Genomic DNA, 14550 nt, shown 5'->3' on the forward strand with positions numbered 1-14550 from the left:
CGATGCAGACAGCCCTCGCTGAGCTCCGAGAGCACCTGCGACGCGTTCGAGCCTTCAGCCGCAACGCGCGGCTGCTCCTGCTGGCGCTCGGGCTGCTCGGCGTGAGCTATGGCGCCTTCACGACCCTGTTCACGCTCTACATCGTCGAGATCGGGTATTCCGAGGACTTTCTCGGCCTGCTGGTCGGCGTGGGCACGGTTGGGGGAGCGGTCGCGGCGTTGCCGGCCGGGCTGCTGTGCGACCGGCTGGGCGCGCGGCGCGGGCTACTGCTAGGCACGCTGGTCACCGCGCTAGGCATCCTCATCGAGTGCACGGTCACGATCGACTGGCTGCTCCTGGCCGGAGGGCTGATCGCGGCAGCCGGCGTCACCCTTCTCTACGTGGCCCAGGCGCCCTTCCTGGCTGCCAATAGCACGGAGGAAGAGCGAACGCACCTCTTCAGCGTGGCCGCGGCGCTCCTCGTCGCCGTCAGCATCGCCGGCAGTCTCTACGCTGGCGGCTTCCCGAAGCTGCTTCAGGCCCTGTGGCCTAGCCTGCCGCTGCCCACCGCCTACCGGCTGACGCTCCTGGCCGCCGGGGCCGTTTCGGCCGGCTGCCTGGTTCCGCTGCTGCGGCTGCGCGACCCGGCCGATGCGCCGCCGCCGCTCGGCAGCCGGGCCACGCTCACGGTCTGCCTGCGCAGCGGCGCAGTACGGCGGCTCGTCCTGACCGGCCTGGTACTGGCGCTAGGCGGCGGGCTGGTCGTGCCGTTCGTCAACGTGTACTTCATGCGCGAGTTCGGCGCGGGCTCCGGCACGGTCGGGTTGATCCGCTCGCTCGGGATCGTGGTGCAGGTGCTGGGCTCGCTAGCGGCGCCCTGGCTCGGGCTGCGGCTCGGGCTGGTCGGTGGCGTGGCGGCCGCTCGCCTGGCCTCGGCGCCGTTCCTCGTGCTGATGGGATTTCTCCCTTTCCTACCGGCTGCCGCGGCCGCCTTCGCCCTGCGCACCTTCTTCGTCTACCTCTCGGATCCGCTGCATACCGACTTCTCGATGCGGATCATCCCGCCGGAGGTCAGGGGCACGGCGAACAGCTTGACGTTCTTGAGCTGGAACGCCACGCTGGCCCTGGGCGGCTGGGCCGGCGGCCAGCTCATCGTCCGCGCCGGCTACGAGCCGCTGTTCCTGTTGGGGGGCTCGATCACGGTGGCAGCCGCGGCGATCTACTGGCTCGCCTTCCGGCGCTTCCTGCCAGAGCCGGCCAGGGTTCGCCTGGCGCGCGCCGGCGCCGGGCTGGAGGGCGAGGGACGCTCCTAGTCGGAGCCTGAGCCCGGGAACCAGCCGGCGCCGCGGAGTCCTGCGCTGTACGAGACCTATGCGCTTGCCTCGGGGCCCTTGCCTACCCGCGCAGCAGCCAGAGGCGCTCGGCTGGCTGACCCCCGCCGGCCTCCACCGCCGCCTGGCGGATCGCCTCGCGCGGGTCGCCGAGTTGGCGGAAGATCACCGAGAGCTGCGAGGCGTAGCACTGCACGGCGGCGATCCGGCGCTGGAGCTGGCCGTCGGTCAGCGGTTGCAGCCACGGTTCCGCCGCCGCGTGCTCGCTGACCAGGCGGGCCAGCTCGCGGCTCCCGTCCCCGAGCGCGCTGTACGGGAAATCCTCGTAGGCCCAGACTGTCCAGCCCTCGCGGCGCAGCTCGTACCCCAGTGCCCGCACGAGCTGGTGATCCACGTGGTTGCCGGCACCGAGCGGCACCGCGAACCAGGCCGGCGTGATGCCGGCCCCAGCGAGCGCCTCGCGGAGCGCCGTCCGCAAGCGGGGTAGCAGCTCGGCGTCGTCGGGGTGCAGGCTGCCGAAGAGCTGCTCGTCGGAGAGGTAGCGGGCATCGCGATAGATCGCGTCCGGGAGGCCGAGCCAGAGCGGCTCGGCGCCCAGGACATCGGCCGCGGCCCGCTCTTCGGCCCGGCGGATCGCCAGGGCCTCCTCGTCGCTCAGGCCACGCCAGCGGTGCTGGAACGCGGCGAAGGGACTGAGCGGGCCGTCCGGCTCGCCGCCGAAGCAGGTGACGATCACCGGGCGCAGGCCATGCTCGGCTAGCGCCGCCACGGTACCGCCGCAGGAGAGCGCGACGTCGTCGTAGTGGGGCGCTAGGAAGACCGGGCGCGCTAGCTCAGCCATGCCCGTAGCGCACCCGGGTATCGCCGACCCGGCGGGTCACCCGCCGCTGGTCGAGGTACTCGAGCACCGCCTGCGCGTACTTGCGGCTGGTGCCGAAGTGGTCGCGGAACTGCGCCAGCGTCAGGCTGCCTTGCCGGTCGATCAGCTCTAGCACCGTGCGCTGGATCTCCTCGAAGGTCTCGCGGGCGAAGACGATCCCCTCGTCCACCCGCACGATGGCGCCAGTGTCGACCAGCGCCGCCACGAGTTCCGGTTCCAGCTCGAACTCGGCCGGCGCGGGAGGGCTGTAGGGTTGCGCGCGCAGCGCGGCGAGATAGCGGTCGATGCGGGCCTGCTGCTCGGGCGTGAAGCGGATCTGATGATGCGGCGACCGGATCGTGTCTGCCTCCTCGACGATCTCGCCCCGGCGAGCCAGCGCGGCCATGGCCTCGTCGAAGGCGCGCGGGGCGAGCCCGAGCCGGCTGCGGACTTCCTCGCGCGGCATGCCCCGGCGCAGCGGGTAGCGCTCGTGGTAGGCGTTCAGGAGCTCCGCGAGCGAGGCGGCGAGGGCCCGGAGCGCATCGCTGCGGATGAGCAGGGTGGTCTGGGTGAGCCCGCTCTCCGTGCCCAGCCGGGTGATCTCCTCGCGCCCGGCCAGTTCCTCGATGGTCGCCCGGACTTCCGTCTCGGGCAAGCCGGTTTGCTGGATCACCTCGCGCAGCTCTCGCGGCTGCCGATCCAGCGCCTGCAGGACGAGCTCCTGCGGAGTACCGCTGGAGAGGATCTCGAGCGCCCGGATGACCTCAGGGCGGAAGCGACGGTGCCGGCGCGGGTGGGCGTCGACGACCACTCCGCCGCCGATCGTCGATCCGGGGGAAGGCCGGCGGATGATGAAGCGGTCGCCGCGGACCGCGACCACCGGCTCCGGGAAGCGGAATTGGACCCAGCCCTCGCCGCCAGGATCGAGCCGCTCGGCGTCGAGCAGCGTCACGCGGGCGAGCGTCTCCGCCGCGCCGATGAAGAAGTCCACCTCGTCGTTCTGCTCCAGCGGCTGGGGCGCTTCGGGGATCAGCCGAAGGCGCGCGTCGAGCAGTGTTGTCGGGCGGAGCCACCCGGGCGTGGTCAACACATGGCCCCGCTCGATCTCCTCGACGGCGATCCCGCTGAGGTTCACTGCCGTGCGGGAACCCGGCTGCGCGCGCTCGACCTTGACCCGGTGGCTCTGCAGGCCGCGCACGCGCCCGCGCTTGCCGGTCGGCAGCAGCTCGACCTCCTGGCCCACTTCGAGCGGCCCCCCACGCAGCGTGCCGGTCACGATCGTGCCGAAACCGGGCATGGTGAAGACTCGATCCACGGCCAGGCGCGGGTGGCCGGCTTCCAGGTGCGGTGGCACCTGCTCGAGCAGCCGGTCGAGCGCGGCGACCAGCTCCGGCAACCCCTCGCCGGTCACCGCCGAGACCGCGACGATCTCGGCGCCGTCGAGCACGGTGCCACGGAGCCGTTCCAGCACTTCGACCGTGACCAGCTCGCGCCACTCTTCGTCCACAAGGTCGACTTTGGTCAACGCGACCAGCCCGTGGCGGATCTGCAGCAGGTCGATGATCGCTAGGTGCTCGGCGGTCTGGGGCATCGGCCCCTCGTCGGCGGCGATGACCAGCAATGCCGCGTCGAAGCCGCCGACCCCGGCCAGCATGTTCTTGATGAAGCGCTCGTGCCCCGGCACGTCGATGACGCTCACCCGTCGCCCGCTCGGCAGCGAGAGCCAGGCGAAGCCGAGGTCGATCGTCATCTCCCGCTCCTTCTCCTCGCGGAGCCGGTCGGGATCGATACCGGTGAGCGCTTTCACCAGGGTCGATTTGCCGTGGTCGACGTGGCCAGCCGTGCCGATGACGTAGGTCTGGGGTTGCGTCGTCATCGCCGTGTGCGCGCCTCCCGTACCCTTGTACGCATGAGAGTGTACTACCCTCTGGAGAGTATGAGATTGGGATCGTGGTCAGCCAGCTAAGCGAGGAGCGTCCGATGACCTCGTCACACGTGGTCTCTGCGGATCACCGCGCCTTCGCCTTCGATCCCAGCCTGCCGCCTGCCCTGGAGATCGAGCCGGGAGCGATCGTGACGTTCGAGACGAGCGATGAGGCCTACCGGCGGCTCGCCCTCGGGGAGAGCGTCGAGGAGATCGGTCTTGAGCGCTTCAACGCGGTCACTGGGCCTGTGCTCGTGCGGGGTGCGGAGCCAGGGGACGCGCTCCGGGTCGAGGTGCTAGAGATCGCGATCGAGCGGGCATGGAGCGTCTGGCTCCCGGGCTTCGGCTGGCTCGGCAGGCAGACGGGGACTGTTCAGGTGCGGCCGGTGCTGGTCGAGGATGGCTTTGTCTATTTGTCGGAGCGACTGAAGGTGCCGCTGGCGCCGATGATCGGCTGCATCGGCCTGGCGCCGGCAGCCGGCGAGAGCTCGACGTTCAGCCCGGCCTATCCCTGGGGCGGCAACCTCGACCTGCGCGAGCTCTCGCCCGGCGCGGCGATCTCCCTGCCGGTGCAGGTGCCGGGTGCGCTGCTCTCGCTCGGCGATCTCCACGCTGCGATGGGGGGAGCCGAACCGGCGCTGGTGGCCATCGAGGCGGCCGGTCGGGCGACTGTCCGGATTGACCTAGAGAAGGGCCGGCCGCTGCGGTACCCGCGCCTGCGGCTGGCGGGCGCGACGGCTTGCCTGGGCATGGGTGAGACGCTCCAGATGGCGCAGCGCCGTGCCCTCGACCAGGCCTACGAGCTCTTGACCGGCGAGTATGGGCTGGAGCCGTTCGAAGCCTACGCCTACACCTGCGCTCGCGTAGAGTTGCGGCTGGGCGGGCCAGCCTCGCCGATGGTCGTAGCGGTCGTGCCGGATCCGGAGATCTCCCGCTGGTGAGGTGGGAGGGGACGCTGCCTTCAGGAGAGATGCGGCCTCTGCAGGCCAGTGATGGCCCTGAGGGCGCGCGGGATGATCCGCACCTCGACCGGCGTGGTGCCGAGGTCGTTGCCGTCGGCGCGCACCGGGAGCGGCGAGCGTGTCTCGACGCGGATATGCTTGCCCGCTAGCGTCATGATCCTCGGGTGGTAGCGGCGGCGTCCGAACGCGATGCCGACGAAGTGCCGCAACAAGCCCCAACGTGAAAAGCGACGGAAGAGCACGACGTCGAGCAGCCCGTCGTCGAGCCGCGCATCCGGTGCGACCGTCAGCCCCGCCCCGACGTAGGGCCCGTTGGCGATCACCACAGCCAGCGCGCGGGCGGTGAACGGCCGATTGTCGATCAGCAGCCTCACTCTCCGTGGCCGGTAGCGCCGGACAGTGCGCAGGAACGCCATTGGGGAGCTGAACTGGCCTTGCTGGAGCTGGTCGACGAAGCGGAAGACCTCGCTGCTCAGGCCGATCGAGACGCCCTCGAAGAAGCGCTGCCCGTCGACCTCGCCGACATCGATCGGCACCGGTGGCGCGGTCGCCAGCAGCGCCGCCGCTTGGTCGAGCTCCCGCGGGATTTCCAGCATCCGCGCGATGTTCATCACGCTGCCGAGCGGCAGGATCCCGAGCGTCGCCCGGCTCCCGATTACTGCGCCGGCGACCATCCGGGCCGTGCCATCGCCGCCGGCCGCGACCACCAGCTCGACGCCGCGCTCGACCGCCGCTTGCGCCAGCAGCGGGATCGCATCGGGCTCGTCCGGCACCATGAGCTCGTAGCGCAGGCCGGCGAGATCGAGGGCGCGCGCGATCTCCTCGGTCGCGGCGACGTTCGTCGAGACAGGCCCGCGGCGCCCGGCCTCGGGGTTGAGGATCACAATCGCGTGGCGGGACGCTGGCAGGTCGGTCACGTCAGCTCCTGGAGGAGAAGAGAAGAGTGCGGCGTTGCTGGCTTCGGCCCTGTCTCAGCCGGATGGTGGCCAGTGGGCGTGCTCCGCCTTGGCCTGGGCGAGCAGCTCCGGATCGGTCAGCAAATCGAACGCGGTCAGAGCCATAGCCTTGGCGACCTTCAGCAGTTGCTCCTGGCCGAACGGCGAGCCTGCGGCTTCGACGACCTGCTGCGAGTGCCCGGGGATCGGCTCTGGGCTGATGGCGAAGCTTCCGGTCGCCACCGGGATGCGGTGGCTGATGTTGCCCAGGTCGGTCGAGTACATGCCGCGGCCGGTGTGTTCCCAGCGTATCTCCATGCCGACCTGGCGCATGCGCTCCAGGTAGCGCCGGCCGATCACATAGCTCGGGCGCACATCGTAGCAGGTCACGCCCTGCTCGATCTCGACCTCGGCACCGGTCATGAGCGCGGCCCCCTCGGCCACCCGGCGCACCTTCTCGAGCACGCGCCCGAGGTCTTCGAGGGTAGCAGCCCGGACATAGAACCTGGCCGCCGCGTAGTGCGGCACGATGTTCGGCGCGTCACCGCCGTGCGTGATGATGCCGTGGATGCGCGTCTCCATCGGCACATGCTGGCGCAGCGCGTCGATGCCGGTGAAGAGCGCGATCACAGCGTTGAGCGCGTTGATCCCGTTCTGCGGGTCGGCCGCCGCGTGTGCCGGCTTGCCGAAGTACTCGAACGTCAGCTCGGTCACGGCCAGGCAGGTCCCCTCCGGATAGCGCGTGCCGACCCCGGTCTGGTGGCCGGCGTGGTGCACCATCAGCGCGGCGTCGACGTCGTCGAAGACCCCGGCCTGCTGGAGGACGATCTTGCCGCCGCCGGCCTCCTCGGCGGGGCAGCCGATGACCTCGAAGATGCCCGCGATCTCGTCCATCACCGCGCTCAGCCCGATAGCGGCGGCCAGCCCGGAGGCGGCGATCAGGTTGTGCCCGCAGCCGTGGCCGATGCCTGGCAGTGCGTCGTACTCGGCCAGCACCGCGACGATCGGCCCGTCGGCCCGGCCGTGGCGGGAGGCGCGGAAGGCGGTCTCGAGCCCGCCGATCGGCTTCTCCACCTCGTAGCCGAATTTTTGGATGCTGGCGGCGAGCAGTGCCGATGCCTGGTATTCCTGGAAGGCGATCTCCGGGTTCTGCCGGATCGTCTCCGCGACCTCGAGGATGAGATCCCGATGAAGATCGATCGCCTCGATGATGCGCTGCTCGAGCTCCTCGCGCGTGGCCATACCCGTCTCCCTCCTGCACGCACCTGCGCCGCCACTGTACACCAACTGAGGCGAGGAGGGCAGGCTCGACTAACAGGACGCTACACGTGTCAGGGATCGTGGGCCTCACGTGCCTCGTGGCTCGCCGTCCCCGGGGTGAGAGCCAGGCGCTGGGCTCGCGCTCGCGTAGCGGGGTGCCGTTGTCTCGACCACGGCCGGCTCGACAACCCTGAAGACCGGGTGGCGAGGGGCCTCGGCGACGAAGTCCTCGAACGGATCGTCCGGTGAGACGTCGAAGTAGGGGCGAACCACCGGTACCTGGCGGAGGTACTCCTTGAGAACCGCGGCAGCCTCTTCCGGGGTAACCTCCTGGATCCGCACCGCCTCGACGCGTCGACCGCGGCTGAGCGTGACGTGCCCGGCCGCCCGCGCGTTTCGCACCCAGTTGACTTCTCCGTACGGCGCGACCAGCCAGCGTGGGGCGCCCCGCTCGACCAGCGTCACCGGCGTTGTGTACAGCCGGCCGGTCTTGCGCCCCCTGACCGTGAGCAGGTACGTGTGTGGGACCGGCAGGCCGAGCCGGAGCATGGCGCCCACGAGCGCGTTGACGACGCGTCGCCAGCGCGTGAGACGGTAGGTCCATGCCACGGTGCCGCTGCCTCCAGAGCGAAGCCCTCTCTCCAGGTTTACTCGGAGAGAGGCCGAGGGTTCGACAGCTCCTATTCGCTGACTATGGCACCGCCACGCCGAGCTGCTCGGCCAGCGCTTCCGGCTCCGTCACCGGCTGCTGGCAGGCGAAGTTGCGGCATACGTAGGCGGTCGCACGGCTGTCCACCATAGTCCGGTGAGCCAGCAGCGGGACGATCTCAGCGGCCTGCTCGTCGCCGGGCTGCCGCAGAGCCACCACCTTATACGGCTGGTACGGCTCGCGTACGACGCGGAGCAGCGCCCGCGTGTCCGGAGCTGACGGCTCACCGACGAGCGCGACCTCGAACGGCTGGCCCAGCGCGAAGTCGATCGCGATCAGGAACTGCCCGAAGCCGACCGGATGCTCGGAGGCCAGCCTGGCGTACCGCTCGAGGATGGCCGTCGCCCGTTGCTGGTAGCGCGTTTCGCCCAGCAGCAGAGAGAGCCGCAGCAGCGCCTCGGCGGCGGCCCCGTTCCCGCTCGGCGTGGCGGAGTCGAAGAGTCCCTTGGGCCGGGCGACCAGCGCCTCGCTGCGCACGCTGGTGTCGAAGAAGTCGCCCTGCTCCGGGTCGCTGAACTCGGCGAGCATCGTCTCGGCCAGCTCGCGGGCCCAGGCGATCCAGCGGGCTTCGAAGGTCGCCTCGTAGAGCGACACCAGCCCGTTGATCAGGTAGGCGTAATCCTCGAGCATCCCTTCGATCTTCGCTCGGCCGTCCTTGTAGACGTGGAAGAGGTGGCCGTCGCGCGCGACGGTCGAACTCAGGAACTCGGCGTTTCGTACTGCCGCCGCGGCGTAGTCCTCACGGCCGAGCACGCTTGCGGCCTCGGCCATGGCGCGAAGCATCAAGCCGTTCCAGGACACGATCACTTTCTCGTCGCGTCCTGGCCATACCCGTCGAGCCCGAGCGTCGTACAGCTTGCGGCGGGCATCGGCGATCGCGCGCTCGAGCTCGTCGAGCTCGAGCCCGAGCTCGGCGGCCACCTGGCGAGGGTCGTGTGGGATGTAGAGGATGCTCTTGCCCTCGAAGTTGCCACCCGGGCGTACCCCGAAGTAGCGCATCACGACCCGGGCCTGCTCCGAGCCGAGTACGTCCTCGATCTCCTCCGGCGTCCAGAGGTAGAACTTGCCCTCCTCGCCCTCGCTGTCGGCGTCCTGCGTCGCGTAGAAGCCGCCCTCGGGGCTCGTCATCTCCCGGAGGACGTAGTCGATGGTCTCCTCCGCGATCCGGCGGAAGAACGGGTTCCCGGACGCCTGGTAGGCCAGCAGGTAGACGCGGCTCAGCAGCGCGTTGTCGTAGAGCATCTTCTCGAAGTGCGGCACCAGCCAGACGGCATCGACTGCATAGCGATGGAACCCGCCACCGATCTGATCATAGATCCCACCGCGCGCCATCCGGTCGAGGGTGATCGTCACCATCTCGAGCGCCCGGGGCGCACCGGTGCGCTTGAAGGTGCGCAGCAGGAACTCGAGCGGCATCGGCGACGGGAACTTGGGTGCCCCGCCGAAGCCGCCGTGCTCGCGGTCGAAGTGCGGTACCAGGTTCCGCGCGGCCTCGTCGAGCAGCGACGGTTGCAGGCTGGTGGGCTCCAGCGGCAGGCGGAACTGCTGCTCGAGATGCTTGACCAGCTCGCTCGAGGCCCGCTCGACCTCGTCGCGCCGCTGGTGGTACGCCTCGGCCACGGCGAGCAGGACGCGCGGGAACCCTGGCATCTGGCCGCGATCCTCGGGCGGAAAGTAGGTTCCGCCATAGAACGGCTTGCCGTCTGGAGTCAGGAACACAGTCAGTGGCCAGCCTCCGTGGCCAGTGAGCACCTGGACGGCGCTCATGTAGAGCTCGTCCAGATCCGGGCGCTCTTCCCGATCCACTTTGATGTTGATGAACAGCTCGTTCATCAGGTGGGCGATCTCAGGGTTCTCGAACGACTCGTGTTCCATCACGTGGCACCAGTGGCAGGCCGAATAGCCGATGCTCAGCAGGATCGGCTTGTCCTGCTCGCGCGCTACCCGGAAGGCCTCTTCTCCCCAGGGGTACCAGTCGACCGGGTTGTCGGCATGCTGGAGGAGGTATGGGCTGGTCTCGTGTTGCAGGCGGTTCGGCATCGGGCACTTCCTCTTCTTCGAGAGCAGATTTCGCGAGGCTGAACTGGCAAGGCCAGAGGGTCGGCCGCGCCATCACGGCATACTGGCGCCAGCTCGCGCCAGTGCTGGCCATGCTGGGGTCGTCCAGGCCAAGCATAGCAGAAGAGCTGTGTTGGGATCGGACATCGATGGCAGACTCAGCGCGCTCGTGACAGAATCATCCCGACGGGATCACGCGAGTGGGTCATAGCCTCCCGATCTCGATGCCCTCGGAGAGGAGTGCTCAGATGTCTTCCCGAGTGACGGCACCGTACGGCACCTGGCGCTCGCCGATCACCGCGAGCTGGGCTGCCCGGGGGAGCGTCCGGTTGGGCGAGCTGCGACGAGACACCGGGGCGACGTGGTGGATCGAGAACCGGCCGGCCGAACAGGGTCGTGCTGTCGTCGTGCGAGCCAGCGATGGGGAGCCGCCGCGCGATGTTACCCCGCCGGGATTCGATGTCCGCACTCGCGTGCACGAGTACGGCGGGGGCGCATATATCCTCCACCAGGGAACGATCTTCTTCAGCCACTTTCCGGATCAGCGTCTCTACCAGCAGGATCCGGGACGAGACCCGATCCCGATCACGCCGGAGCCGCCACTGCCGGCAGGCTTGCGCTACGCCGACGGGCGCGTCGCTCCCGGTGGACGCTTCATCGTCGCCGTGCGCGAGCGGCACGAGGCCGATGGGTCGGTGACCAACGAGCTGGTGACGATCCCGACTGACGCTAGCGCCGCCCCGCGAGTTATCGCGACCGGCCGGGACTTCTACGCCGCGCCGCGTATCAGCCCTGACGGCCGGCGGCTGTGCTGGCTCTGTTGGGATCACTCGGCGATGCCCTGGGACGGCACCGAGCTCTGGCTGGCCGAGCTAGCCGAGGACGGCTCGATCGGCCAGGCTCGCCAGCTCGCCGGTGGGCCGGGCGAGTCGATCACGCAGCCGCAGTGGGGGCCGAACGGCGAGCTCTACTTCCTCTCGGATCGCACCGGCTGGTGGAACCCCTATCGCTGGCAGGACGGCTCGGAGCCGCAGGCGGTCGTCTCGCTCGAGGCGGAGTTCGGAGAGCCGCACTGGACCTTCGGCCAGTCGCGCTACGCGGTGCTGCCCGATGGTCGCCTCGTCTGCGCTATCTGCGAGCAGGGTGTCGACCGGCTCGTCGTCGTCGAGCGCGATGGCCGGCTCAGCCGCCTGGAGGTGCCGTGGCAAGCGATTTGGATGGTGGTTGGCGACCCGGCCCGGGGCGACCGGGTGTGGCTGATTGCCGGCGCGCCCAGCCTCCCAGCGTCCGTGGTCGAGCTCGATCTCGCCTCGGGACAGTGGACGACACTCTGCCAGAGCGTGACCGATCCGCTGTCTCCTGAGTGGATCTCTTCCCCGGAGCCGCTCGTCTTTCCCACCGATGGAGGCCGGGAGGCATACGCCTTCTACTACCCACCAACGAATCCCGAGTTTCGGGCGCCGCCCGAGGAGCGGCCGCCGCTGCTGGTCTTCTGCCACGGCGGGCCGACCGGCCACGTGCGACCGGACTACAACGTCGGCATCCAGTTCTGGACGAGCCGCGGCTTCGCGGTCGTCGACGTGAACTACGGCGGCAGTACCGGCTACGGACGCGCCTACCGCGAGCGCCTCAAGCGCGAGTGGGGCATCGTGGACGTGCGCGATTGCCTGAACGCTGCCCGTTACTTGGCATCGAACGGCCTTGTACATCCCTGGCGTATGGCGATCCGCGGCGGCTCGGCCGGCGGCTACACCGTGCTCTGTGCGCTCACCTTCCACCGCGTCTTCGCCGCGGGGACGAGCTACTTCGGCTTGTCCGACCTGGAAGCGTTCGTGCGCTCGACGCACAAGTTCGAGTCGCGTTACCTCGATGGCCTGGTCGGCCCGTACCCTGAGGCGCAAGAGGTCTACCGCGAGCGCTCACCGGTTCATTTCGCGCACCGGATCGAGGCGCCGCTGTTGCTGCTGCAAGGCTCCGAGGATCGTGTGGTTCCGCCGGAACAGGCCGAGCTGATGGTGCAGGCGCTCCGGGCGCGGCGGCGGCCCTACGCCTACCTGCTCTTCCCCGGCGAGGGCCATGGCTTTCGCCGAGCCGAGACGCTCCAGCGCTGCTTCGAGGCGGAGCTCTCGTTCTATGCCCAGGTGTTCGGCTTCACGCCTGCCGACCAGATCGAGCCGATTCGGATCGAGAACTTCGCCTCTGGACGGGTCGAGCCCTAGGCAGAGCACAGTCCCCGGAGCTGGGGCATGCCCGCGGTCTCTGCGGTGCGACACGGGACACGTTTCAGCCAGGGCTGCCAGTCTGGGGACTACGGAGACAAGGCCGCCGGCCGTGCCCGTGCAAGAGAGCCGTCAGCTCGCCGCGGCGGCCTCAGGGATCGAGACGCCGGACTCGCGCAGCATCCGCAGCAAGTCCTCCTCGCCCAGGATGGTGACGCCGAGCTGCTGCGCGCGCTGGTACTTGCTACCTGGGTCTTCGCCCGCGAAGACGATGTCGGTGCTTTTCGAGACCGAGCTGGTAACGTGCGCGCCGGCCTGGCGTAGCGCTTCCTCGGCCTGGGAGCGCGTCATCGACTCCAACCGGCCGGTGAGCACGACCGTCTTGCCGGCGAGCGGGCCGCGCGCCGCGCGCGGCGCTGGCGCCTCCTCTTCCAACTTCACGCCGAGGCGGCGGAACCGCTCGATCATCTCCAGGTTCCGGGGCTCGCGGAAGAACTCGTACACCGCTTGGGCTACGGTGGGGCCGAATCCGGGGATGCTGAGCAGCTCGTCCAGGCTTGCCTCCTTCAGCCGGTCGATCGAACGGAAACGTTCGGCCAGCAGCCGGGCGTTCCGCTCGCCGACATGCCGGATGCCGAGGCCGAAGATGAATCGCTCCAGCGGTCGCTCTTTGCTGCGCTCGATCGCCTGCCGCAGGTTCTGCACGCGCTTGTCACCGAAGCCGTGCAGCTCGCGGATCTGTGCCCAGTCGAGCTCGTAGATGTCGGGGAGCGAGCGGATCAAGCCCAGGTCGACGAACAGGTCGGCCAGCTTGTCGCCGAGCCCCTCGATGTCCATAGCGCCGCGGGAAGCGAAGTGGCGCACCTGGGCCTTCAGCCGGGCCGGACAGTTCGAGTTAACACAGTAGCGGTCGACCTCGCCCTCGAGCCGGACGGCGTGAGCCCCACAGACCGGGCAGTTCTCCGGCGGCACGATCGGCCGCTCGTCGCCATCGCGGCGGGCTGGGATGGCCGCGATCACCTTGGGGATCACGTCGCCCCGGCGCTGCACCACGACCGCATCGCCGAGCATCACGCCCAGGCGAGCGATCTCGTCCTCGTTGTGCAGGCTAGCGCGCTCGACGATCACTCCGCCGATCGGAACCGGCTCCAGGATGGCGATCGGCGTGAGCTTGCCGGTGCGCCCGACGCTCCAGATCACGTCGCGCACGGTCGTCGTCTTCTCGATCGCCGGGAACTTGAACGCGGTCGCTCCGCGGGGCTCGCGCCCGACGACGCCGAGATCCTCGTAGAGCGCGCGGTCGTTCACCTTGATGACGACACCGTCGGCTTCGTAGTCCAGCTCTTCTCGGAGCTCCTGCCACCGTCGCACCTCGGTGAGCACCTCGTCCACATCCGCGCAGACCTTGTAGTCGGGCACCACTGGGATGCCGAGCTGGCGCAGGTAGTCGAGGACGGCGGCGTGTGTCGGTGGCGGAGCCATGCCCTCGAAGCGGCCGATATCCCAGGCGGCGAAGCGCAGTGGTCGTGAGGCGGTGATATTCGGGTCGAGCTGGCGGAGCGAGCCTGCCGCCGCGTTGCGCGGGTTGGCGAACAGCGGTAGACCCTGCTCCCCGCGCTGCCGGTTCAGCTCGTTGAAGTCTCTGATCCGCATGTAGACCTCGCCGCGAACCTCCAGCACTGCCGGCAATCCAGTGCCGTCCGGCGGATAGATCCGCAGCGGGATGGTGCGGATGGTGCGGATATTGGCGGTCACGTCCTCGCCGGTGAAGCCGTCGCCGCGCGTCGCGCCCCGGGTGTAGACCCCGTCCTCGTAGAGGATCGAGACGGCGAGCCCATCGATCTTCGGCTCGGTGACGAACTCGATGTCGCGCCGGCCGCTCAGGCGGTAGACGCGCTCGGCCCACGCCCGGAGTTCGGGCTCGTCGAAGACGTTGCTCAGGCTGAGCATCGGGATCTCGTGGCGGATGGTCGCAAACCCCTCGGCCGGCGGTGCCCCCACTCGCTGCGTCGGCGAGTCCGGCGTGATAAGCTCGGGGTACTGCTCCTCGAGCTTGCGGAGCTCGAGCATCAAGGCGTCGTACTCCGCGTCGCTGACAGTCGGCTGGTTGAGGACGTAGTACTCGTAGTTGTAACGATGGATCAGACGCCGGAGCTCCTCGACCCGGGCGCGGACTTCGGGAGGCACGGTAGACATCGCGGCTCCCTCCTGATCGCTGCTCGCATTGGTGTTCCCGACTAGCTCCGCCATCACGCACGCGCTTCGCCGCGAAGTATACCGCGCACTCAGTGTCCGTACACCTTCGGCGCCGCTC

Annotated in this window: 10 protein-coding genes; 3 read left to right on the plus strand and 7 right to left on the minus strand. The window is 69.3% G+C overall.

Annotated elements, in window-relative coordinates; all coding sequences use genetic code 11:
• The first annotated feature begins 2 nt into the window (after positions 1-2).
• Entirely contained in the window at positions 3-1292 is a 1290-nt protein-coding gene (locus NET02_RS04695; protein WP_284056216.1) for an MFS transporter, read from the plus strand.
• Between the two features lie 82 nt (positions 1293-1374).
• Here NET02_RS04695 and NET02_RS04700 read toward each other — a convergent pair whose 3' ends face one another.
• Positions 1375-2151 (minus strand): PIG-L deacetylase family protein, encoded by a 777-nt coding sequence (locus tag NET02_RS04700; RefSeq protein WP_284056217.1) that lies wholly within the window; start codon positions 2149-2151, stop codon positions 1375-1377.
• Positions 2144-4045: a selenocysteine-specific translation elongation factor gene (gene selB / locus NET02_RS04705; RefSeq protein ID WP_284056218.1), complete on the minus strand. Its 1902-nt coding sequence runs from the start codon at positions 4043-4045 to the stop codon at positions 2144-2146. Before selB ends, NET02_RS04700 begins: the two co-directional genes overlap by 8 nt.
• A gap of 104 nt (positions 4046-4149) precedes the next feature.
• On the opposite strand from selB, the gene NET02_RS04710 reads away from it, so the two are divergent.
• A complete protein-coding gene (locus NET02_RS04710) occupies positions 4150-5034 on the plus strand; it encodes an acetamidase/formamidase family protein (protein WP_284056219.1) in 885 nt (294 codons plus the stop codon).
• Positions 5035-5054: 20 nt separating this feature from the next.
• Here NET02_RS04710 and NET02_RS04715 read toward each other — a convergent pair whose 3' ends face one another.
• From NET02_RS04715 to NET02_RS04730, 4 genes are all read right to left on the minus strand, one after another.
• Positions 5055-5972, minus strand: a complete 918-nt coding sequence (locus NET02_RS04715; protein WP_284056220.1) for a diacylglycerol/lipid kinase family protein — start codon at positions 5970-5972, stop codon at positions 5055-5057.
• Positions 5973-6026: 54 nt separating this feature from the next.
• On the minus strand, positions 6027-7232 hold the full coding sequence (locus tag NET02_RS04720) for a M20 family metallopeptidase (protein WP_284056221.1): 1206 nt from the start codon (positions 7230-7232) through the stop codon (positions 6027-6029).
• Between the two features lie 105 nt (positions 7233-7337).
• Positions 7338-7859: a nitroreductase family deazaflavin-dependent oxidoreductase gene (locus NET02_RS04725; protein WP_284056222.1), complete on the minus strand. Its 522-nt coding sequence runs from the start codon at positions 7857-7859 to the stop codon at positions 7338-7340.
• Positions 7860-7941: 82 nt separating this feature from the next.
• Positions 7942-9999 (minus strand): thioredoxin domain-containing protein, encoded by a 2058-nt coding sequence (locus tag NET02_RS04730; protein ID WP_284056223.1) that lies wholly within the window; start codon positions 9997-9999, stop codon positions 7942-7944.
• A 266-nt stretch (positions 10000-10265) separates the two neighbouring features.
• On the opposite strand from NET02_RS04730, the gene NET02_RS04735 reads away from it, so the two are divergent.
• Positions 10266-12236, plus strand: coding sequence for a S9 family peptidase (locus NET02_RS04735; RefSeq protein WP_284056224.1), 1971 nt, complete (start codon positions 10266-10268; stop codon positions 12234-12236).
• A 132-nt stretch (positions 12237-12368) separates the two neighbouring features.
• Here the strand turns inward: NET02_RS04735 and ligA are convergent, their stop codons facing one another.
• On the minus strand, positions 12369-14432 hold the full coding sequence (ligA, locus tag NET02_RS04740) for an NAD-dependent DNA ligase LigA (RefSeq protein WP_284056225.1): 2064 nt from the start codon (positions 14430-14432) through the stop codon (positions 12369-12371).
• Between the last annotated feature and the right edge of the window lie 118 nt (positions 14433-14550).

This window comes from Thermalbibacter longus, assembly GCF_023806485.1.
Lineage (GTDB): Bacteria > Chloroflexota > Chloroflexia > Thermomicrobiales > Thermomicrobiaceae > Thermalbibacter > Thermalbibacter longus.